The sequence below is a fragment of the Martinezella multihospitum genome (assembly GCF_900094585.1).
In the GTDB taxonomy this organism is placed as follows: domain Bacteria; phylum Pseudomonadota; class Alphaproteobacteria; order Rhizobiales; family Rhizobiaceae; genus Rhizobium; species Rhizobium multihospitium.
The window spans coordinates 792670-814018 of the sequence record NZ_FMAG01000001.1; the positions used below are offsets into that span (position 1 = coordinate 792670).

The window sequence follows — 21349 nt, forward strand, 5'->3', positions numbered from 1 at the left end:
CTAGAACGGCAGGCCGACATAATTCTCCGCCAGCGCGGTCGAGGCAGCGCGCGAATGGGTGAGATAATCGAGTTCGGCTTCCTGGATCTTCTGGTCGAAATCATTTGTATCGGGAAAGCGATGCATCATCGTCGTCATCCACCAGGAGAAGCGCACAGCCTTCCAGACCCGGGCAAGCGCGCGGGCGGAATAGGCGTCCAGCGCCGCATTGGAGCGATCCTGATAATGTTCGGCGAGACCTGAAAACAGGTAATGCACGTCGCTCGCCGCCAGATTGAGCCCTTTGGCGCCGGTCGGCGGCACGATATGGGCGGCATCGCCAACGAGGAACAGACGGCCAAAACGCATGGGTTCGGCGACGAAGGAGCGCAGCGGCGCGATCGACTTTTCAAAAGAGGGTGCGGTGACCAAAGCCTCGGCATGGTGGGCCGGCAGTCGACGGCGCAGCTCGTCCCAGAAGCGGTCGTCGCTCCAGTCCTCGACCTTTTCGTCGAGCGGACACTGTATGTAATAGCGGCTGCGCGTCATCGACCGCATCGAGCAGAGCGCAAAGCCGCGGGGATGGTTGGCATAGATCAGCTCGTGATTGACGGGCGCCACTTCCGCCAGCATGCCGAGCCAGCCGAAGGGGTAGACCTTCTCGAAGCTGCGGATCGCCTTTTCCGGAACCGATTTGCGGCTGACGCCATGAAAGCCGTCGCAGCCGGCGATGAAATCACAATCGATGCGATGGGAAACGCCATCCTTCTCGTAGGTCAGATAGGGCGTATCGCCATCGAAATCGTGAGGCTGGACATTGGCAGCGCTGTAGATGCTCGGAGCGCCACTTTCCTCGCGGCGGGCCATCAGGTCTCGGGTCATCTCCGTCTGGCCGTAGATGACAACCCGCTTGCCACCCGTGAGACCATGAAGATCGATGCGATGATCGCGTCCATCGAAGGCAAGGGAGAAACCATCATGCGGCAGGCCCTCGGCATGCAGGCGCGCGCTGGCCTTCGCCTGATCCAGCAGCCGCACCGTGCCTTCCTCGAGAACCCCTGCGCGGACGCGGCCGAGAATGTAATCCTTGCCAACACGATCGAGAATGACATTGTCGATGCCGGCCTCCGTCAGCAACTGGCCGAGCAGCAGCCCGGACGGCCCCGAACCGATAATGGCGACTTGAGTGCGCATCGTCTCCTCCCATGCGTATTTCTTGCTTCGAGTCTGTTCGCCGCATCGCAGATCCGCAATGGACATTTCGGTCATGAAATTGCACAAATCGAACATGGCGAGGGAGGAGTGCCATGGCGAAGAACGTGCCGACCTATGAGCTCTATGGCGAAAATACCGGCCGAAAGCCTGATTTCTGGCTGCATTGCGAGACGATCCCCTCCCGCAGCAGCCTCCATCACTGGGAAATCCGTCCACATCGGCATGAGAGCTTTTTCCAGATCTTGTACATAGATGCCGGCTCGGGCGATGCCGTCTTTGACGGAATTTCCCATGCCATCACGCCACCCGCCGTTATTACCGTGCCGCCGCACCTCAATCACGGCTTCCGGTTTTCGCGCGATATAGACGGCTTTGTCATCACGGTGCTGATCTCGCATCTGAAGGTGTCTCCCGGCGATCGCAGCAGGCTCGGAGCATGGCTTGCCGATCCGCATCTGACCTTGCTCGACACCCGCGACGACGACGCGGCCCACGTCGCCAGCACGCTGAGACGCCTGGGCGAGGAATTTGCCAGCCACCGCAACGGCCGCAACGATCTGCTCGAAGCCTATCTGACATCCACATTGCTGCTGACGGCCCGGATTGCCCAAAAGGCCGATGAAGGCTCCAATCCGGGCGACGAGAGCGAGCGCCGCATGGAGATGCTGCAAGGCCTCATCCAGCGCCACTTCCGCTCGCACAAGCCGGCCGCCTTCTATGCTGAAAGCCTCGGCATTTCCCCTGCCCATCTCAGCCGCATCGTGCGCAGCCGGACGGGACACGGCGCGCATGAACTGATTTCACGCAAGCTGCTGGATGAGGCCAAGCGCGAACTGGTCTTCACCTTCGCGACCGTCCAGGAAATCAGCTATCGCCTCGGCTTTGCCGATCCCGCCTATTTCTCACGCTTCTTCGTCAAGCAGACGGGTGAAACGCCGCGGGCTTGGCGCATCGGGGAGCGGGAGAGGCTGGGGATGTGAGCATGGCAATCTGAGCGAAAAAATCAGGCGATCACCCGCCCTCGTGGTTCGAGACGGCCCTTTGGGCCTCCTCACCATGGGGCTGGTCTTCTCGCTCCGCCACCATCGTCAAGGACCGTAAGCGGCGGCAAAAGCACTGCTTGCTCTATCCCTTCGCGCTTGCTCCATCCTCATCCTGAGCTTATCGAAGGACGAGGATGGCCCCTAAGCCTCAAAGACTACGGCAGCACCAGCCGCAGCGCCTTCTGCGTTTCCTTCAGTAGCGGCAGAAACCGCTCCGCCATCTCGGCAGCGGCGACATAAGCGGCTGGAGCCCCGATATTGATCGCCGCCACGGTCTGGCCGCGATCGTTTTCCACCGGCACGGCGATCGAGCAAAGGCCGATTTCCAGCTCCTGGTCGATGACGGCATAGCCCTGTTCCCGCACCCGGCGGAACTCGGCGATCAACTCCTCGGGATCGGTCTTGGTATTCGGCGTGTTCGCCTTGAGATCGGTCCGCCCAAGCACCGCGCGCGCCTCGCTTTCCGGCAAAGCGGCCAGCAGAACACGGCCCATTGAAGCGCAGAAGGCTGGAAGGCGGCTGCCCGGCGTCAGGTTGATCGACATCACCCGGCGCTGGGAGGCGCGGGCGATATAGACGACTTCCGTCCCGTCGAGCACCGAGGCCGAAGCGTTCTGCCCGGCGCGCTCGGCCAGCCGATCGAGATACGGCTGGATGATGATCGGCAGCGGCGTTGCGGCAAGATAGGCATGGCCGAGCCGAAGGATCTTCGGCGTCAGCGTGAAGAATTTTCCGTCATAAACAGCATAGCCGAGTTCGGAGAGTGTCAGCAGCGAGCGGCGAACGGTGGCGCGATCGAGCCCGGTCAGCTTCGATGCTTCGGCGATCGTCAGGCGCTGCCGCGTCTCGCCGAAGGCCTCGATGACTTTCAATCCCTTGGCAAAGCCGCTGACGAAATCCGTTTCGCGCATTTCAGATCCTCAATTTTGGCTTTATTTTGTGCGATATATGAACAAATGTCAAATAACGCACAAAATGATTGCCGCCCAGCCCATGCTGATCTATTCGAAAGAAGAGGACGGATCGTCTTAATCCGCCGGCGATGGCAAATGGGAGAATCCGCATGGACAAGACAATTGCGAGCACGGCAGCCGCCGTCTCCGACATCGGCGACGGCGCCACCGTCATGATCGGCGGATTCGGCGGCTCCGGGGCGCCGATCGAACTCATCCATGCGCTGATAGACAAGGGCCCAAAAAACCTGACCGTCATCAACAACAATGCCGGCAACGGACGGATCGGCATCGCGGCGATGATCGACGCGGGCATGGTCAGGAAGATGATCTGCTCCTTCCCACGCTCATCCGATCCGCGCGCCTTCACCGACCGCTATCTGGCCGGCGAAATCGAGCTGGAGCTGGTGCCTCAAGGGACCCTCGCTGAACGCATCCGTGCCGGCGGCGCCGGCATCCCGGCTTTTTATACGCCGACCGCCTACGGCACCGAACTCGCCAACGGCAAGGTCATCGCGGAATTCGACGGCCGTCATTATGTTCAGGAGCGCTGGCTCAAGGCCGATTTCGCCATCGTCAAGGCTGAAGTCGGCGATGTGCAGGGCAATCTCATCTACAACAAGGCAGGCCGCAATTTTAATCCGCTGATGTGCATGGCCGCGACCAGGACGATCGCGCAGGTCTCGAAAATCGTTGCCGCCGGCGAGCTCGATCCGGAGCACATCATTACCCCCGGCATCTTCGTCAACGGCGTCGTGGAAGTCGCTGATCCCCAACAGGAAGAAAATCTCATTCGAGCCGGAGTGGCATACGTATGACCATCGACACACGCGAAGACATCAAGCTCTCTAATGCCCAGATCGCCTGGCGGGCGGCTCAGGATATCGAAGATGGCGCCTATGTGAACCTCGGCATCGGTTTTCCGGAAATGGTCGCCCGCTACCAGCCTCCAGGTCGTCAGGCAATCTTCCACACCGAAAACGGCATCCTGAATTTCGGCGAGCCGCCGGCGGAAGGCGAGGAAGATTGGGATCTGATCAACGCCGGCAAGAAGGCCGTCACGCTGAAGCCGGGCGCCTCCTTCTTCCATCACGCCGATAGCTTCGCCATGGTGCGCGGCGGCCATCTCGATATCGCGATCCTCGGCGCCTATCAGGTGGCGCAGAATGGCGACCTCGCCAACTGGCGCGTCGGCTCGAAGGGCGTGCCTGCCGTCGGCGGCGCCATGGACCTGGTGCACGGCGCCAAGCAGGTTTTCGTCATCACCGAGCATGTGACCAAGGACGGCAAGCCGAAACTGGTGGAGGCCTGCACGTTCCCGCTGACTGGTGTCGGCTGCATCACCCGCATCTATACGAGCCATGCAGTCATCGACATTGCCAAGGAGGGTTTCGTCGTGCGCGAAAAGCTCGCTGCGATGACGATGGACGAACTGCAGGCGATGACCGGTGCGCCGTTGCATACAGACCGCCCCGTTGCCGACCTCGTCGTGCCGACGCTTTAAAGCGCGCTGCCATCTTTCAGGTTCGCCCGATATGCTTTAAGCTTATAATAATTCGCAAGTCGTTATCGTAATCGCCGTAGATTTTGCGCGACTCGCAGTAGGGAGAAGACCATGACCGAAGCCTTCATCTGTGACTATATCCGCACCCCGATCGGCCGCTTCGGCGGATCGCTGTCCTCTGTTCGTGCTGATGACCTCGGCGCGGTGCCGCTAAAGGCGCTGATCGAGCGCAACGGCTCGGTCGATTGGGAAGCTGTCGACGACGTGATCTATGGCTGCGCCAACCAGGCCGGTGAGGACAATCGCAATGTCGCGCGCATGGCAAGCCTGCTTGCCGGCCTGCCGATCTCGGCGCCGGGCACAACGATCAATCGGCTCTGCGGCTCGGGCATGGATGCCATCATTGCTGCTGCCCGTGCCATCCGCGCCGGCGAAGCTGAATTGATGATCGCAGGTGGCGTCGAAAGCATGTCGCGAGCACCCTTCGTCATTCCCAAGGCCGAGAGCGCCTTTTCGCGCAATGCCGAGATCTATGACACCACCATCGGCTGGCGGTTCATCAATCCCATCATGAAGAAGCAGTATGGCGTCGACTCCATGCCGGAGACCGGCGAGAACGTCGCCGAAGATTATAAGGTCAGCCGCGAGGATCAGGACGCCTTTGCCGTCCGCTCGCAGGCAAAGGCAGCCGCGGCTCAGGAAAACGGTCGGCTCGCAAAAGAGATCACCCCCGTCACGATCCCGCAGCGCAAGGGCGAACCCGTTATCGTCGGCAAGGATGAGCATCCGCGTGCAACCTCGATGGAAGCGCTTGCCAAGCTCGGCACGCCCTTCAAGAAGGAAGGCGGCACGGTGACAGCCGGCAACGCCTCCGGCGTCAATGATGGCGCTGCCGCACTCATCATCGCCTCCGAAGCGGCAGCGAAAAAATATGGTCTGACGCCGATCGCCCGTATCCTCGGCGGCGCGGCCGCGGGCGTGCCCCCGCGCATCATGGGCATCGGCCCGGTTCCCGCATCGCGCAAGCTGATGGCCCGGCTCGGCCTACGCCAGGAACAGTTCGATGTCATTGAACTCAACGAGGCCTTCGCCTCGCAAGGACTTGCCGTGCTGCGTGAACTCGGAATTGCCGATGACGACGCCCGCGTCAATCGCAACGGTGGCGCCATTGCGCTCGGCCATCCCCTTGGCATGTCGGGCGCCCGCATCACCGGCACCGCGGCTCTGGAACTGAAGGAAACCGGCGGCCGCTATTCGCTGTCGACCATGTGCATCGGCGTCGGCCAGGGGATTGCCATCGCGCTGGAACGGGTCTGATCGTTCCGACCAGCCAGGGTCCGTCGCCACATGAGCGGCGGACCATGCTCACGGCTGAAACCCGACGCCGGGTTATTGAAGGCTGCAGCCAACGATAAAATCTGGAACGGCAAAGGCTCTGGCGCGTTTTTCCTGCTGCTCAGTGGGATCAGTCCATGCCGTCACGCCAGAATGTCTTAAAATCATTTCCGCCAAGCGCCCTTATCATTCTCATTGCCATCACCCTGTTGCTGTCGATTGCGCAATCCGCCTTCGCCGCCGAAGGGCAGAAGGCGAGCCACCCTTCGGAAGGGCTGTTTCTGGTCCAGATCATTCTGCTTGTCGTATCGGGCAGATTGCTCGGCGAATTGATGGTGCGCATCGGCCAGCCGTCGATCATGGGTCAGATCATTGCCGGCATCATTCTCGGCCCCTCCTTCTTCGGCCTGATCTTCCCGCATGCGCAGGCGAGCCTTTTTCCTTCGGATGAAGCACAGAAGAGCATGGCCGATGCGATCGGTCAGCTCGGCATCCTCTTTCTCCTGCTGCTCGCGGGCATGGAGACCGATCTCGGCCTTGCAAAACGCCTGCGCAAATCCGCAGCCGGCGTCTCCCTGACGGGCATCGTCATTCCCTTTGCGGCCGGCTTCGCACTCGGCGAGCTCATCCCGGACGCCTTTCTTCCTGATCCCGAAAAACGGCTGGTCACATCTCTCTTTCTTGGTACTGCGCTTTCCATCTCTTCGGTGAAGATCGTCGCTTCCGTTGTGCGCGAGATGGACTTCATGCGCCGGAACATCGGCCAGCTGATCGTCGCCTCCGCCATCATCGACGATACGGTTGGATGGGTCATCATCGCCATAACCTTTGGCCTTGCGGAAAAAGGGACCGTCGATCTCACGACGCTGGCAACCAGCGTGATCGGTACGCTGGCCTTCATGGCCGTGAGCTTTACCGTCGGGCGGCGGATCGTGTTCGAGATCATCCGCTGGACCAACGACAATTTTCGCAGCGACCTGCCCGTGCTCAGCGCCATCATTGCGATCATGGGCGGGATGGCGATCATCACCAATCTCATCGGTGTCCATACCGTGCTCGGCGCCTTCGTCGCCGGCATTCTCGTCGGAGAGTCTCCGATCCTTACCCGACAGATCGACGTGCAGCTTCGCGGCTTGACGACGGCACTGTTCATGCCGGTCTTCTTCGGACTGACCGGCCTGCAGACCGATCTCACCGTGCTTGCCGATCCCTCCATCTTGCTGCTGACGGCTGCTGTCGTCGTCATAGCCAGCATCGGCAAGTTCGGAGGCGCTTTTGCCGCCGCCAAATTTGGCGGCTATTCGGCATCCGAGGCCCTGGCGCTCGGCTGCGGCATGAACGCCAGAGGATCGACGGAAGTCATCGTCGCGACCATAGGCCTGTCCGTCGGCGTATTGGACGAGAAACTCTTCTCCATCATTGTCGCCATGGCCGTCATCACCACCATGGCGATGCCGCCAACGCTTCGTTGGGCGCTTGCCCGCCTGCCACTGCGCGAAGAGGAACGTGACCGGCTCGAACGTGAAGAATTCGAAAGCGAAAGCTTCCTCGGAAATTTCGAACGCATCCTGTTGACCGTGGACGGCTCGCAAAGCAGCCGCCTCGCCACGTGGATCGCCGCCTTCTTCGCCGTGACGCGCAAGATGCCTGTCACCGTCCTGGATATCCGGGAACCCGGCGACGCGACAAACGATCCAAATGGTACGACGACGGTAGTCGCAGCGTCGCAAGGTCGAGCCGTCGCCGACGATTTGAGGCAATGCGCGACCGATCTGCTTGCGTCGGCTTCGCCGAAGCAGGATATGGCCAGCGAAAGCGATATCCATGTTACGGTTAGGGAAAAGAACGACACTCTGGAAACCATACTCGAAGATGTCTCGGGCACCGGCCACGATCTCCTCTTCACGGGCATCGAACCCTCGATGGGCGAAGACGGGCGTTTCAGCGCAGCCCTGCAAATCATGACCTCCGCCTTCCAGGGAACCTCGGCCATCGTGACAGCGCGCGGTATGCTTCCCGAACGCCCTCAAGGCCTGAGGATCCTGCTGCCGGTCAGCGGCACCGAACGCTCCATCCGGGCAGCCGAATTCGGGCTTGCGATTGCGAAGGCGGCGAGAGCCCATTGCACCCTGCTGCTGATCGTTGAACCACGGCAGGTCAGAGCTATTCCGCGCATCAGCGACCGAGGCAATGACCAATGGGATGTTCTCAACAAGGTCGGCGCGATCGCGGGTTACTATGGCGTCGAGGTCGAGAAGGTCGTCCAGCAGGGACCATCTCCGGAACTCTCGATCCTGCGCCATGCGCGCAGCGGCGGCTATAATCTGATCGTGCTTGGCGTCAGCAAGCGAGCCAGTGGCAGCCTGTCCTACGGAAGTGTCGCCGATACGCTTCTTCAAACGGCCGATCGATCCTGCATCTTCATCGAGACCGATCTGGCCGCCTCGCAGGCAATTCGCGAATAGCCCTGTCCATTAACTGCGGGATGGATCAAGAGAAATGAATAGTGCCATTAGCACTATTCATTTTTCGAGCGTGGCCCCTTGGGCCATATTGACCGGCAGCACGATCTTTTGCCGAGCCCGATAATGTCCGACCTTGCCCTTTCGCGTGACCATGAAGAAGCCGATACGCGGGACGGATGGAAGGTCGTTGCCGCTACCCATGTGCTGACGGCCGTGACGTTCGGAGCCGCCTACTCCTTCTCCGCCACCTTGCCGGGGCTTGCTGCGGAGTTTAGCGCGTCTCGCGGCGAGATCGCCCTCGTCTTCTCCATTTCCGCATTTCTCTTCTACTCGCTCGGCGCGATTGCCGGGCCTCTCGCCGAGAGATGGTCGCCGCGCAGCCTGGTTCTTCTGGGACTAGGAGCAATGATCGTTGGCTATATCGGCGCCAGTCGTGCCGGATCTCTGACCGCACTCTATATCTGGTATGGCTTCGGCGTCGGGTTTGGGATCGGCCTGTCATATGTTCCGGCGATTGGAGCAGTGCAATCTTGGTTTATCCACAAACGAAGCCAGGCGTCGGGCATCGCGACGGCCGGGATTGGCCTTGGCACCTTGATCCTGCCCTTTGCCAGCGGCCAGGCTCTTCCCTTCATCGGCTGGCGGGGATGTTTCCTTGGGCTTGCCTGCATCTTCGCGGTTTTTGGCGTGCCGGCGGCACTGCTTGTCCGCAAGCGCCGAGACAATACGATCCCGTCCCTGGCTCACGCAGGCAACCATGCGCTCCCCGCAGTATGGCGCGACGGACGGTTCTGGCTTTTCTATATCGTGCTTCTCCTGTCCTCTTTGTGCACCTTCATCCCTTACGTCCATATCGTGGCCGCCGCCCGCGACATGGGTCTTTCCATTCAGGACGGAACCGCCCTTGTCAGCGTTATCGGTGTCGGCAACGTCATCGGCCGCTTCTTTCTGGCAGGCCTAGGAGATCGTTTCGGCCGCCGGCAACTGCTGGCATCGCTTACCCTTGCAGTCGCTGCCTCCTTTGCCATATGGGCGTCAGCATCAGGCATGATCCAGCTGACCTTGTTCGCGCTGATCTTCGGCACGAGCTATGGCGGGTGCGTCGGCCTTTATCCGGCTGTCGCCGCCGACCTGTTCGGCACACGCCAAATTGGTGCCGTTATAGGATATCTCTATTCGGCCGTGGGTATAGCAGCCCTGATCGGGCCGACTGCAGCAGGCTTTATTTTCGACCATACCGGAAGCTATTCCGGCCCGATTATCGCAAGCGGCCTCGCGGCGTTCGTGGCAGGCTTCATGGCGTTGCGCCTTGGGAAGAAGTCCTAGAGCTGGGCTGCGATTGCGGCTTTGTCGATGACAGACCAGACGTTCCGGATCCGCCCGTCCAGAAACTCATAGAAGACATTCTCGGCAAACCGCACTCTTCTGCCGTTCACCGCCATACCGAACAGCATTCCCGTCGGCCTACAATCAAATTGCAGGCGGCTTGCGACGCGTGGCGGTTCGCAGATCAGTAGAGTGATATCGAAATGAAGAGCGGGAATGGCGCGAAAATCGCCTTCGAGCATTTGCCGATAGCCTGATAGGCCGATATAGCCGCCATTGTAGTGCACGTCTTCATGGACGAATTTGCCGAGATTCGACCAATCCTGCTTGTTCAGGCAGGCAATATAGCCTCGGTAGATCTCGGACAGATCGACGCTTGCCATTCTCATCACCCTGGACCTGGAGATGGTCTGCTCTTCAGGCCGATGCCTGCAGACGACGGCGACCCGTATGCATCATCGTAATCGGATGCTTGAGTGCCGGTGCCGGACGGCCGATATGGTACCCCTGAACGGCATCGATGCCAAAGGATTTAACCAGAGTGAGCTGCTCCTCGTCCTCCACGCCCTCGACCAGGATGCGATGGCCACGATTGCGCACCAGACCGATGATGTCTTCAAGAAGGATCTTCGCGCCATCGTTGCTTGCCGCGTCATGCAGGAAGGATTTGTCGATCTTGACGGTTTCGAACTCCATCAGGCGAAGCCATGACAGCCCGGCAAAACCTGTGCCGAAATCATCCAGCCAGAATTTGATACCGAGCTTCTTCAGATCCTGAATGCTGTCGAGGACATCGGGGCGTATCTCCATATCGACGCCCTCGGTGATCTCGAACGCCACCCTGTGACCCGAAACGCCCGTTTCCGCCAGAATAGCGGCCACCTGCGCGGCGAAGCCAGGAGCCCGCAGCTGGATCGGGGAGACATTGATGCTGACCGTGTCGACAATGTCGCGGGTAAGTAAATCGCAGCAGGCCCGTCTGATCGCCCAATAGCCGAGCTCCATGATGGCGCCGGTGCGCTCCGCTATCGGGATAAAGACCGCCGGAGAAGCATTCGACCCATCGAGCAACTGCAGGCGCATCAGTGCTTCATAGGCGCCGATCTCTCCGGTCTGGAGATATTGGATCGGCTGATAGACCAGCGAGACGAGGTTCTGCTGGATGGCGATCTTCAGAATGGCTGCGATATTCTCGCTCGCATCGCCGCCGGGCAGCTCGTTCGGATCGAATATCCGCGCGCAATTGCGGCCGCTCGCCTTTGCCGAATACAGCGCACGGTCGGCCTCGTTGATCACGTTCTCCAGCTTCGCGCCGGCGACGTCTCTCGTAATGGTCGCCCCGACGCTCACCGTGACATGCCGGAAGCCATCCAGACGCTGTGCATGGACGATATCGAGAGCTTCGATCCCCTGACAGATGGCATCCGCCAGAGCCAGCGCATCCGAACTGCTCTCCAGATCGAGGATAACGATGAATTCCTCACCGCCATAACGTCCGACAGTCGCCCCGAGTGGAGCGACGATGTTCGACAGCGCATTGGCAACCGTCACAAGGCAGTGATCACCCTCTTGATGGCCGTAATAATCATTGTACTTCTTAAAGAAGTCGACATCGACCAGCAGGATGGCGAATGCCGCACCCTTCTCGCGCCAGCGATCCCAAAACTGTTTCAGTCTTATATCGGCGGCTCTTCGGTTCTCCATTCCGGTCAGGGAATCGGTAATGGAAAGCCGCAGAAGCGCCTCGCCGCGTTCGGTCGCCTGGCGCTGCTGCAGCTCCGCTTCCCTGGCATTGAGGAAGACGTTGAAACGTTCCTTGTTCAGTTTCCAGTTCACATAGGAGGTGAACACGAAACAGCAGAGATAGAAGGTGGTGAAGGCCAGGCAGTAGGCGGCACTGTAGTGAAATTCCGTCAGCGACAGCAGAAAAAAAGCGAAGATCAGCCCCGATGAGACCAATGCCAAGCCGAATTCAAGACTGAAGAAAAGGTTAACGCCCATCATGAAGATAGCGCCAAAGGCGGCATAATAGGAGAATGCCTCGGCATTAGCCGTCTGCAATGCCGGCAGCAGCCACACGACATATCCAAGAACGACAGCTGCAGCACATGTCGCCTCAAGCTCGCCGGCACGACGTTGCCGCGAAAACTGCATTTCCAGGATCAGAAGCGAAAAGCCACCGATCAGAAACCGCGCAGGGATCGTCACGTGCGAGACGTCGGGAATGAAGACTAGATCCGTGATCAGGAAGAGGACATAAACGGGCACGGCAAGCCACAGACCGCTGCGAGCCAAGGCACGCCGCGCGTCGTTGCTATAGGCTTTGTAGAGCGCACGCAGCTCATCGGGGCGGTTAGTCATGCGAGCGTCGCTCTGACCAAGATCGCTGCTTCCCGACAATCGACGCATGCTCACCATCACCCGAGTTAGCCGAGACTTCATGTCCACCGCGTTACCTTTGCGTCGCTCGAATGAACAAATCGCGCGCTTCACCACGGCGGCTAATTTGATCCGTTTGATAACGACAGCGTTGCCGCAGCGACATTAACAAAACCATAGCGCTCAATTTTTATATGAGATATGGTTTGCATAGTGTTCACGGAATGATTTAAAATTGAAACAATTTCAAACCGCTCTTGATGGCTTCAGCCTCGTTACCTCCCAGTCCATCTCGGAACATACGAGATCGTCCGGTAACAACCTTGCAACCGACCAAATCAAGGAGGGCGAGGCCGAACTCGCCCTCATTCTTTCCCTTACGCAGCAGGCATTCGAAGCAAACGCACCCGTTCCAGGCACGATGAAGGCCTTGACCGAGCGTCTGCAGGCGCTGAAAAGCAAGACGACACCCCTGACCTGGGCTCATTTGGCCTCGGTTGCGCAGGGCCATCCCGTGTCGTCCTTCCTGCTGCAGGACCCTTTGACGCGATGGTCCTTCGAAAAGCCGCGCGGCTATAGTGGCGATGCCTATCTGCTGGATTTCATTTACGAACATCCGGCCGTTGCCGCACAGGTGGCGGACGCTTCGGCGCTGGGCGCTGAAGTTTACGATTTCACCCGGCGCGCAGCATCCGCCGTTGCCGTGCGCGAAAGGCGCGAGATCCTGGCAGCCCATGTCGACGCGGTGGCGGAGACGACGGATGGCGCCGAGATCCTGGCGATCGCAGCTGGCCATCTTCGCGAAGCGGAGCGCTCCCAAGCTCTGCAGAGCGGCAGGCTCAAGCGCTGGGTCTCACTTGACCAGGATCCGGTCAGCGTCGGGACGGTGAGCTCGGCCTTCCATGGCAGCTGCATCGAAGCGATCAACGGCTCCGTCCGCACCATTCTGGGGCGTGCGCAGAAGCTTGGTACGTTCGACTTCATCTATGCAGCAGGCCTCTACGACTATCTGGCCGAAAGCGTAGCCGTGCGACTGACGGAACGCTGCCTGCAGATGCTGAAGCCTGGCGGCAAGTTCCTGCTTGCGAACTTCGCCAAGGATATCGGTGTCGAAGGTTATATGGAAACCTTCATGAACTGGCCGCTGATCTGGCGAACGGACGAAGATGTCCAGTCGATCATTGACAAGGTCAAGCACCCGATCGCCGATGTTTCCGTTACGCGCGGCGAGAATGGCGGCGTCATATATGCCGTTCTGACCGTATAGCCGACGGCAAGCGACATGACCGGCTAAGCCGCGTTGCGGCTTGGCCGGCGAAGTCGGAACAGAGCAATCACCAGAAAATTAACCAAGGTGATTGCTGCGACAGCGGCAGGTGCTGCTGTATCTGGTGCAAATATCTGCCTCCGCAGCAAGTAGCCCGACACCAGAAACGGCGTATTCCACGTCAATGCCCCGCAGAACGTTGCGATGGCGAAGCCTGGTGCCGGCATGGCAAGCACGCCCGCCGGAAATGCCATATAGGCCCTGACAACCGGTACAAGCTGGCCGAAGAACGTGACCCGTATCTGATTGTTACGATAATTGCGCTTCAGACGCAGATACCGCTCTTCTTTAATATCCAGATACCTCGTCACCTTCAGCACGAAGATGTCGCCGCGCTCAGGCCCCAGCCATCGGCCCATTCCATACCAGAACAACGAGCCTGCCGTTGAACCAGCGGCGGTAATGGCAATCACGGTGGGCAGATCTGCAGGATGGACGACACCCAGCATACCCAGCATCAGGAACATGCCGGCGGATGGTATGACTGGGACGAGCTTCTCGATCGCCGAACACAGCGCAAGGCCAAACAGCCCCCATGCCGCCAGATCGGGCAGCATATCCAACAGATGGGAAGAGCCATTCATGCGACAATGGCCGGATAATGAAGCGGCCTGCGCCGGACGATCTTATAGACCCTGGCGGGCGGGAAGTTACGCAGCACCCGGCCATGCAGCGTTGCCTTGAAGCCGAACCGATCGAGCAGCCGATGCGGCACAGGACAGCGGACACCATAGGTGAATTGATAGAGGGCGCCACCTTCACGCAGCCGCGACGAGACCCCGGTCAGAATGGCAATTACCGTCTTCGGCGACATATTCAGCAACGGTAGGCCGCTGATCGCGCAGCCGAACTGCAGGCCTTCCGGTAGGTCATGAGTGCCAAGCCGCGCGGCATCGGCGCAGACGACACGGGCATCGGGAAACCGCTGTCGAAGCAGGCTGGCAAAGCCATGAGCGGACTCGACCAGCGTAATATCGCGCTCGCATATGCCGCGCGCAAGCAAGGCTTGTGTGAACACGCCCGTTCCGGGGCCGAGCTCCAGAACCGGACCCGCCGAAGGATCGACTTCGCTGGTAATCAGATTGGCCAGCATTGTACCGGAGGGAGCTATGGCCCCGACCATGCGCGGATTGGTCAACAGAGTTCGCAGAAATAGAGAGGTGTTTGACATATGTTCCCGCCAGTAGGGCTTGAAAGATTCGCCTGCGCGGCAGGTTTTTCCTAAGGGGAGCCGATTGCGGGAACATTGCATCCGGGAACCCGTGACGACTTATCCGGCCATTGGGAAGCTCAATCTGAAAGTTGCACCGCCGGTCGGTCCGTCGATAACGCAAACCCTTCCACCGTGAAGCCTGGCGATTTCCTGAACAAGATTGAGCCCAAGACCGAACCCTTTGCCGTGTCCGGGGAGACGATGAAACGGCTCGAAGATGCGGTCCCGCTCGTCCTGCGGAATGCCGCTTCCTTCATCGGTTACGGTGATGCCGGTGGCACGACCGACATGGACAATTATCCTGCCGCTGCGGCCGCCGTGCTGGATCGCATTCTGCACGAGATTGGCCACTGCCCGCTCGATGGCCACGCGATCACCGAGAACTTCCACGACCTCCTCGTCCCTGACGAAGCAGGGCTCGTAGTTGGCAGCGATCGCAAGCGGTGCCAGCTCCGAAACGACGTGCTCGGCGACGTCTACGAGATTGATCGAAGCCGGTTCGAAGCGATGATTAAGACGCTGAAGATCGAGAAACTGCTCGGCCAAGGTCGCAAGGCGCACGGTATCTTCGAAGAGCCGCTCCTTCAAAGGGCCTGCCGGCAGACCATCGAGACGTGCCTGCAGGATCGCGACCGGGGTCCGCCACTCATGGGCAAGATGGGAGAAAAGACGCTTCTGCCGTTCATAGCCTTCGTCCAAACGTCTCAGCGCATCGTTGACGGCTTCGACAAGGGGCAGGATTTCGCGGGGAACATCTTCGACCGGAAGCCGCGTACCCTGGCGATTGATATCGATCTGCCCGGCACGGGCAACGGCAGAATCGAGTGAGGAAAAAGCGCGGCGAACAACGAGCGGCGCGGCAATCACCGTTGCGATCGCCGTTACGATGAGCAGCGGCAAAAGGGCGCTGAAAAAGACAATGCCCACGGCACCCAGGATGCGGACCGTCGATACGCTGCCGTCCACGCCCGTCAGAACCTGCACCTCGCCGGTCGGAGATGACACCCATTGCAGCCTGGCGGCCGGCACGATGCTGCCGCCGAGATTACTGCCGAAGCGCGCCTGTCCCACGCCGTCGAGCGCAGCGCCGATCGCCGCGTAGGCCGGAGGCACGCTTCCGTCTTGGATCACAGCACCGCTGCGATCGTGCACGACGAACCAAAGGCCCGGCAAATCTCCACGCCGTGCCACAAGCACCGGTGTCTCCTTCAGCACAAGGGCGCCATTCTGGTTGCGACCAAGGGACTGGGAAATGGCATTGATGGTCTCATCTTCCGGCTGAAGGGTGATGAAACTGCCGGTCGCCCAGAGGGCGGCGACGATGAGTACTGCAAGCAGTGACAGAAAAATCGCCTGCAGGAATGACAGGCGCGATACGAGGCGCCATCGCAAGGAAGGCTGGCCTCCGCTCATGATTTCAGTCTCATCAGATAGCCGATGCCGCGAACGGGATGAATTTCCAGACCAGCCTCCACGGAGACGAGCTTGCGGCGAAGACGGGAGATATGCGCATCCAGCGTATTCGACTGGATATCCTCACTGAACCCGTAGACGGCCTCTTCTAGCGCATGACGCGGCACCGTGCGGCCAAGCCGGCGCGCAAGCGCCTCGAAGACCAATACTTCCCGGCGCGGCAGTTCGAGCCGTTCGCCTTCGATCAGGATGTCATGACAGCCGAAGTCATAAGACAGCCTGCCGAAATTCATCACCTCTGCCCGCACCTCGCCGGGACGACGCAGGATGGCACGCAGTCGCGCCAGAAGCTCCTCCATCGCAAAAGGCTTGACGAGATAATCGTCGGCGCCGGTATCGAGACCGCCAATACGGTCGTCGAGATCGCCGCGTGCCGTCAGCACGATAACAGGCGTCTTGACTCCGGCGGCGCGCAGCTTCGGAACGATCGACAAGCCGTCTCCATCCGGAACCTGCCGGTCGAGGAGAATGACATCATAGGGGAGATTTATCGCAGCCTCTTCGGCATCGGCCAGCAGCGACACGTGATCCACGACGGCATCGCGCGCCTGCAATGCAGCGCTCAGCACCGCAGCCATTTCCGGCTCATCCTCCAGTAATAAGATCCGCAACGAACCATCCCCCAAATGGAACAATTGCATTGCATAGGCGGATTGCGGGAAGATTGCGACCCTCTTCGGGCGATGCTAATTAAATACGGAAGAACTTAGATCGGGATACAAAGCGCGAAGCGCCCGCAGCATATGGCCGTCAACGGCAACGGAGCGGTAGGGGAGAAAGCATTGCCTCCTCCCCTGCGGCACCCTCCACGGGACATTCTATTGGTAAGCCGACGTACACGAATTCGGCGTGCCCGGTTCGCGACCAGCTTCCCTTTCTCATCTCGCCTCCAACCGCAGGACCATGCTCGAGCCAAAGTGGAGCGAGAATGACATGCTGCCAGACATTCGCCTGCACCGTCCCCATTCAGCTGAAGCTGCGCAGGTGCGGTGGCAGGTAGCCAGGATACCCAAAGGGGTCATCCCGTTCGGGGAGACCGATATCGCGCAGTTGATAGTTCGGTAGTTCGGACACCAGCTTGCGCGTCTGACGTTGCCTCCAGAAGACGAAGAGCAAGGCGCGCGCCGTCCTCCAGGTACCGAATTTGAGGCAAAGTTCATCGACCGTCGCCGTTAAATTATCAGCAACTAGAAATTGTGAGTTCGTCATTGTTTTTCCTGGCGCAATTACGCAGCCAAGTCCTCTTGAAGCTCGACCGGCATCAGGAGTTGACGCATGGAACATGCGTCGATTCATTCCATCAGCAAGTCACAATGTGTTTATGGGAAAAACGCCTAAGTGGCGGCATTCAAAGCTATTTCTGGCTTTAAATAGCTGCTCGTCGTGTAGCTGGCATGGCACATAGCAACCCAGTAACGAGCATTCCGCTAGAGGCGTAAGTAAACATGTATGTATGTTGCATTGTCACGCCTCCTCTGTTTGATTGCGGATGAGCGTATAATACGCAAGATCTCAGATTCGGCAAGCCCACAATTTCGAATTGTAGATCTACGGCTCTTTATGTTGCCTCATGGCAACAGTCTATACCTTCGTTCTCGATGCAAAGAGAACCAGCCGAGAAATAGGCTGCAACTCCGATGCCGACGCTCCAGGCCACTAACTTGCGTCAAAACGAATTGACGATGCCGCCGCCGCTGCGCATCTGCTGCACCATGATATGGGCGTGATAATGCATGGCGCACTTGATCGCGTAGATTTGCAGGACCACGGGAGAACGCCGATGCCGCAGCAGATTGAAAAGCCGCGCACGATAGGTGGCGCGCAAATCCGCCTCCTTCACACGGCGCATCAACCGGAGGAAAATCCCGACGGCCTCGAACGCCCATGTCGCGTTGAGTGCCAGCAGGCGCAGCGGATGACGGCGCAGATGGCGTAAGCGGGTGCTTTCCGGTTCGATGCGAGCATCGATGTAAAGCGCATCCAGCCGATCGAAATAGGCGGCCGGCTGATGCAGATCGCTGAGGACGGAAAGATATCCGTCCCGCAGGGTTTCCCGCGAGAGGTTGAGCGGAATGACATTGGTGCCGTAGGCAGGCGGATCGTCATGATCGAGCCTGCCTTCCTTGGCGAGGCGCGTATAGAGCGGCGTCTTCGGGATCGCCGCCAGCATGCCGATCATCGCATTGACGATGCGCGCATCCTTGATAAAAACCCGCTGCGCATCGAAAATGGTCGCATCGTCGCTGTCGAAACCCAGGATCATGCCACACCAGACTTCCATGCCGGTCTGCTGGATCGAGTGGATCTTCTCCAGCATCGTTCCACCTTTACGCAGGTTCTGCAGCTTCTTGGTTTCGCGCAGCGCCTCCTCGTTCGGCGTTTCGATGCCGATGAAGACGGTGCGGATATTGGCGTCGACCATCATCTGCATCAGTTCCGCATCGTCAGCCAGATCGATCGATGCCTCCGTCAGGAACGTCATCGGATAATGATGGCGCTCCTGCCAGGCGACAACATCGCGCAGGACCTCCTTGATCGCCTTCTTGTTGCCGATCAGATTGTCGTCGACGATGAAGGCCGTATCCATTCCGGACGCGAGCAGCGCCTCCATCTCGGCGATGACCTGGGCGCTGGTCTTGATCCGTGGCTTGCGGCCGAACACCACGATGATATCGCAGAAATCGCAGGTGAAGGGACAGCCGCGCGAGAACTGGATGCTGCCGACCGCATATTCGTCCATCTTCAGGAGATCGAAGCGCGGCACGGGCACCTTGCTCATATCCGTCCTGTCGGACTGTTCATAGCGCCGCGCATGATGACCTTCCTGCCATTCGAGCAGAAATTTCGGCCAGGTCTCCTCCGCCTCACCGATGAAGGAGACATCGACGAGATTGCAGAAATAGTCCTCTTTGACCGTGACCCAAGGTCCGCCGACGACGGTAAAACAGTTGCGCCGTTTTAGCTCGGTCAGGATTTCCGTCATTCGGAAGCGCTGGACGATCATGCCCGTCAGCGCAACGATATCGGCCCGCTCGCAAAGGCCGTAGTCTATCGGCTCGATATTCTCATCCACCAGGGTGACGGTATGTTCGGCCGGTGTCAGCGCCGCCAGCAGGGGCAGGCAGGCCACCGGAAGGTTGGCCTTGACATCGAACAGCGGGAGAGCGTGTTCCATACCCCAATAGGAGGTTTCGAAACGCGGATTGATGATGACGATATGAGCCATTGAATAGTCCGCTCCATAACGTGAAGATCTGGTTCGGTATTGCTTTGAGCCTGTAGTCATTTGCAGCTGCATACGCTTGCCTTGCGGCTGCGAAGCAGGGTCTTCCAGCATCGAGGCGGCTGTCTTAGCAGCCCTATATGAGCTCAATATTAAATTCCGGGTGCCGGCTGCGGCTGGATGTCCAGGTCACCAACCCGCGCGGGACGTTCTTCTCGCTGGGCGCACCGGTGTGCGATCTTCACCCTCCCCTTGAGGGGGAGGGTCGGCCCATGGGGCCGGGGTGGGGTGATCTTCAAGTTTGCGGTATGTCACTCCGCCCGCGGTTATGCCGCGACCTCCCCCCTCAAGGGGGAGGTGTTGACCTACCGCTCAGGCTGCCGAGAATTTCTCGCGCCGGGGCACGCCCGATCTGTGGGCGATCTAGCCGCCAGACTTTCAGAAGCATCGCCCGCAATACCGATCGAAATTTTTCGGGCGGCAATGTCGAAATCGTCGAGATGCAATCGTCTTTATTCCAGACACGACGCGAAAAGAGATTGTCCGATCTTTCGCGCCTTGGGCTGAACCGGATGAAGGGAGCTGCAAAATGAGTTCGTCCTATCGTTGGGTGATTGTCGGTGCCGGCGCGCTGATGACCTGTGTTGCGCTCGGCGCGATGTTTTCCTTGGCGATCTTTCAGGTGCCGATCGCCGCCGATACAGGCTGGTCGCATGCCGGCATCGCCGCCGCCATGACACTGAATTTCCTGACGATGGGCCTCGGTGCCTTTGCCTGGGGTGCGGCAAGCGATCGTTTCGGCGTCCGCATCGTGGTGGTGATCGGCGCGTTGCTGCTGGGGTTGGCACTTGTCCTGGCAAGCCGGGCCGGCTCGCTTCTGCAATTCCAGCTGACCTACGGCATTCTCGTCGGCCTTGCCGCCAGCGCCTTCTTTGCGCCGATGATCGCGGCAACGACCGCCTGGTTCGACGAGGGCAGAGGTCTTGCGGTGTCGCTGGTCTCAGCCGGCATGGGCGTTGCACCGATGACGGTATCGCCTTTCGCCCGCTACCTGATTTCGGCTTACGATTGGCGTTTCGCCATGCTCATCATCGGCATCATGGCCTGGGTTCTGCTGATACCGGCGGCACTGCTGGTGCGGCGGGCACCCGTCCTTGCCAAAGGCACCGGTTCGGACGGGCAGAGGGAAGAGCAGAGCCTGCCCCTTGGCCGGATCTTCCGCTCGCCGCAGTTCCTGGTGCTCGGCGCGACCTTCTTTGCCTGCTGCGCGGCGCATTCCGGCCCGATCTTCCACATGGTCAGCTACGCCACCATCTGCGGCGTGGGGCCGATGGCCGCCGTCAGCATCTATAGCGTCGAGGGCCTTGCGGGTCTTGGCGGCCGTCTCCTTTACGGAGCGCTGGCCGACCGCCTCGGCGTCAAGCCGGTGCTGGTCGCCGGCCTGCTGGTGCAGGCGGCGGCACTTGCCACCTATCTGCTGGTGAGCCAACTCGGCGAATTCTATGCACTGGCGGTCATCTTCGGAAGTGCCTATGGCGGAGTCATGCCGCTTTATGCCGTGCTTGCGCGCGAATATTTCGGGCAGCGCGTCATCGGCACCGTCTTCGGTGCGGCATCGATGCTCTCGAGCATCGGCATGGCCGCCGGGCCTTTGATCGGCGGCTGGATCTTCGATACCTTCGCCAATTATTCCTGGCTCTTCATCGGTTCGTCCATGGTGGGGCTGGGGGCTGCCGCCATCGCGCTTGCCTTTCCGCCAATGCGGCGCCTGCAACTGCAGCCGGCCTGAAATCTGCGCGAAACGACCCGGACTCACATCTGCGAACCATGCCGGTGCGTCATATCTCGCCGCGTCCGGCATGGCTTTTGCCGGCGACAGGCCCCGGCCGTTGCGCCGGGCAATGACATATTCAT

Annotated in this window: 18 protein-coding genes; 8 read left to right on the plus strand and 10 right to left on the minus strand. The window is 59.7% G+C overall.

The window, feature by feature from the left end; all coding sequences use genetic code 11:
* Window positions 1-1173, minus strand: a complete 1173-nt coding sequence (gene pobA / locus GA0061103_RS03575) for a 4-hydroxybenzoate 3-monooxygenase (RefSeq protein WP_092708592.1) — start codon at window positions 1171-1173, stop codon at window positions 1-3.
* Window positions 1174-1286: 113 nt separating this feature from the next.
* Between pobA and GA0061103_RS03580 the strand changes: the two genes are divergently transcribed.
* Window positions 1287-2174, plus strand: a complete 888-nt coding sequence (locus tag GA0061103_RS03580; protein ID WP_092707144.1) for a helix-turn-helix domain-containing protein — start codon at window positions 1287-1289, stop codon at window positions 2172-2174.
* Window positions 2175-2392: 218 nt separating this feature from the next.
* Here the strand turns inward: GA0061103_RS03580 and GA0061103_RS03585 are convergent, their stop codons facing one another.
* Complete coding sequence (locus GA0061103_RS03585) at window positions 2393-3148, minus strand: IclR family transcriptional regulator domain-containing protein (RefSeq protein WP_092707146.1); 756 nt, start codon at window positions 3146-3148, stop codon at window positions 2393-2395.
* A gap of 152 nt (window positions 3149-3300) precedes the next feature.
* On the opposite strand from GA0061103_RS03585, the gene GA0061103_RS03590 reads away from it, so the two are divergent.
* The 5 genes from GA0061103_RS03590 (at window position 3301) to GA0061103_RS03610 (ending at window position 9820) form a co-directional block, all read left to right on the plus strand.
* On the plus strand, window positions 3301-4008 hold the full coding sequence (locus tag GA0061103_RS03590; RefSeq protein ID WP_092707148.1) for a 3-oxoacid CoA-transferase subunit A: 708 nt from the start codon (window positions 3301-3303) through the stop codon (window positions 4006-4008).
* Window positions 4005-4694 carry a CoA transferase subunit B gene (locus GA0061103_RS03595; RefSeq protein ID WP_167376516.1) on the plus strand — a complete coding sequence of 230 codons (690 nt, stop codon included), beginning with the start codon at window positions 4005-4007 and terminating at the stop codon, window positions 4692-4694. The genes GA0061103_RS03590 and GA0061103_RS03595 overlap by 4 nt, the downstream gene beginning before the upstream one ends.
* A 111-nt stretch (window positions 4695-4805) precedes the next feature.
* The gene (pcaF, locus tag GA0061103_RS03600) at window positions 4806-6011 is read left to right on the plus strand and encodes a 3-oxoadipyl-CoA thiolase (protein WP_092707152.1); all 1206 of its coding nucleotides are present in this window, start codon (window positions 4806-4808) and stop codon (window positions 6009-6011) included.
* A gap of 155 nt (window positions 6012-6166) precedes the next feature.
* Window positions 6167-8494: a cation:proton antiporter domain-containing protein gene (locus tag GA0061103_RS03605; protein WP_092707153.1), complete on the plus strand. Its 2328-nt coding sequence runs from the start codon at window positions 6167-6169 to the stop codon at window positions 8492-8494.
* 123 nt (window positions 8495-8617) lie between these two features.
* Window positions 8618-9820, plus strand: a complete 1203-nt coding sequence (locus tag GA0061103_RS03610; RefSeq protein WP_092707155.1) for an MFS transporter — start codon at window positions 8618-8620, stop codon at window positions 9818-9820.
* On the opposite strand, the gene GA0061103_RS03615 is transcribed toward GA0061103_RS03610, so the two are convergent.
* The gene (locus GA0061103_RS03615; protein ID WP_092707157.1) at window positions 9817-10203 is read right to left on the minus strand and encodes an ester cyclase; all 387 of its coding nucleotides are present in this window, start codon (window positions 10201-10203) and stop codon (window positions 9817-9819) included. The genes GA0061103_RS03610 and GA0061103_RS03615 overlap by 4 nt on opposite strands.
* 34 nt (window positions 10204-10237) lie before the next feature.
* Window positions 10238-12181 carry a putative bifunctional diguanylate cyclase/phosphodiesterase gene (locus GA0061103_RS03620; protein ID WP_245304644.1) on the minus strand — a complete coding sequence of 648 codons (1944 nt, stop codon included), beginning with the start codon at window positions 12179-12181 and terminating at the stop codon, window positions 10238-10240.
* 253 nt (window positions 12182-12434) lie between these two features.
* On the opposite strand from GA0061103_RS03620, the gene GA0061103_RS03625 reads away from it, so the two are divergent.
* Window positions 12435-13466 (plus strand): class I SAM-dependent methyltransferase, encoded by a 1032-nt coding sequence (locus GA0061103_RS03625; RefSeq protein WP_092707161.1) that lies wholly within the window; start codon window positions 12435-12437, stop codon window positions 13464-13466.
* A 23-nt stretch (window positions 13467-13489) separates the two neighbouring features.
* On the opposite strand, the gene GA0061103_RS03630 is transcribed toward GA0061103_RS03625, so the two are convergent.
* From GA0061103_RS03630 to GA0061103_RS03655, 6 genes are all read right to left on the minus strand, one after another.
* On the minus strand, window positions 13490-14110 hold the full coding sequence (locus GA0061103_RS03630) for a DedA family protein (protein ID WP_092707163.1): 621 nt from the start codon (window positions 14108-14110) through the stop codon (window positions 13490-13492).
* Window positions 14107-14697 (minus strand): class I SAM-dependent methyltransferase, encoded by a 591-nt coding sequence (locus GA0061103_RS03635; protein ID WP_167376517.1) that lies wholly within the window; start codon window positions 14695-14697, stop codon window positions 14107-14109. The genes GA0061103_RS03630 and GA0061103_RS03635 overlap by 4 nt, the downstream gene beginning before the upstream one ends.
* Window positions 14698-14796: 99 nt before the next feature.
* Entirely contained in the window at window positions 14797-16152 is a 1356-nt protein-coding gene (locus GA0061103_RS03640) for a sensor histidine kinase (protein ID WP_092707167.1), read from the minus strand.
* Entirely contained in the window at window positions 16149-16823 is a 675-nt protein-coding gene (locus GA0061103_RS03645; protein ID WP_092707169.1) for a response regulator transcription factor, read from the minus strand. The genes GA0061103_RS03640 and GA0061103_RS03645 overlap by 4 nt, the downstream gene beginning before the upstream one ends.
* 355 nt (window positions 16824-17178) lie before the next feature.
* The gene (locus GA0061103_RS03650; RefSeq protein ID WP_092707171.1) at window positions 17179-17421 is read right to left on the minus strand and encodes a DUF1127 domain-containing protein; all 243 of its coding nucleotides are present in this window, start codon (window positions 17419-17421) and stop codon (window positions 17179-17181) included.
* Between the two features lie 457 nt (window positions 17422-17878).
* Window positions 17879-19438 carry a B12-binding domain-containing radical SAM protein gene (locus GA0061103_RS03655; RefSeq protein WP_092707173.1) on the minus strand — a complete coding sequence of 520 codons (1560 nt, stop codon included), beginning with the start codon at window positions 19436-19438 and terminating at the stop codon, window positions 17879-17881.
* Window positions 19439-20024: 586 nt separating this feature from the next.
* On the opposite strand from GA0061103_RS03655, the gene GA0061103_RS03660 reads away from it, so the two are divergent.
* A complete protein-coding gene (locus GA0061103_RS03660) occupies window positions 20025-21224 on the plus strand; it encodes an MFS transporter (protein WP_092707175.1) in 1200 nt (399 codons plus the stop codon).
* Window positions 21225-21349: the final 125 nt, after the last annotated feature.

Bases quoted from the DNA above. Each gene is read 5' to 3' on its own strand.
- pobA (WP_092708592.1), bottom strand. From the start codon at position 1,173: ATGCGCACTCAAGTCGCCATTATCGGTTCGGGGCCGTCCGGGCTGCTG.
- GA0061103_RS03580 (WP_092707144.1), top strand. From the start codon at position 1,287: ATGGCGAAGAACGTGCCGACCTATGAGCTCTATGGCGAAAATACCGGC.
- GA0061103_RS03585 (WP_092707146.1), bottom strand. From the start codon at position 3,148: ATGCGCGAAACGGATTTCGTCAGCGGCTTTGCCAAGGGATTGAAAGTC.
- GA0061103_RS03590 (WP_092707148.1), top strand. From the start codon at position 3,301: ATGGACAAGACAATTGCGAGCACGGCAGCCGCCGTCTCCGACATCGGC.
- GA0061103_RS03595 (WP_167376516.1), top strand. From the start codon at position 4,005: ATGACCATCGACACACGCGAAGACATCAAGCTCTCTAATGCCCAGATC.
- pcaF (WP_092707152.1), top strand. From the start codon at position 4,806: ATGACCGAAGCCTTCATCTGTGACTATATCCGCACCCCGATCGGCCGC.
- GA0061103_RS03605 (WP_092707153.1), top strand. From the start codon at position 6,167: ATGCCGTCACGCCAGAATGTCTTAAAATCATTTCCGCCAAGCGCCCTT.
- GA0061103_RS03610 (WP_092707155.1), top strand. From the start codon at position 8,618: ATGTCCGACCTTGCCCTTTCGCGTGACCATGAAGAAGCCGATACGCGG.
- GA0061103_RS03615 (WP_092707157.1), bottom strand. From the start codon at position 10,203: ATGGCAAGCGTCGATCTGTCCGAGATCTACCGAGGCTATATTGCCTGC.
- GA0061103_RS03620 (WP_245304644.1), bottom strand. From the start codon at position 12,181: ATGACTAACCGCCCCGATGAGCTGCGTGCGCTCTACAAAGCCTATAGC.
- GA0061103_RS03630 (WP_092707163.1), bottom strand. From the start codon at position 14,110: ATGAATGGCTCTTCCCATCTGTTGGATATGCTGCCCGATCTGGCGGCA.
- GA0061103_RS03635 (WP_167376517.1), bottom strand. From the start codon at position 14,697: ATGTCAAACACCTCTCTATTTCTGCGAACTCTGTTGACCAATCCGCGC.
- GA0061103_RS03640 (WP_092707167.1), bottom strand. From the start codon at position 16,152: ATGAGCGGAGGCCAGCCTTCCTTGCGATGGCGCCTCGTATCGCGCCTG.
- GA0061103_RS03650 (WP_092707171.1), bottom strand. From the start codon at position 17,421: ATGACGAACTCACAATTTCTAGTTGCTGATAATTTAACGGCGACGGTC.
- GA0061103_RS03655 (WP_092707173.1), bottom strand. From the start codon at position 19,438: ATGGCTCATATCGTCATCATCAATCCGCGTTTCGAAACCTCCTATTGG.
- GA0061103_RS03660 (WP_092707175.1), top strand. From the start codon at position 20,025: ATGAGTTCGTCCTATCGTTGGGTGATTGTCGGTGCCGGCGCGCTGATG.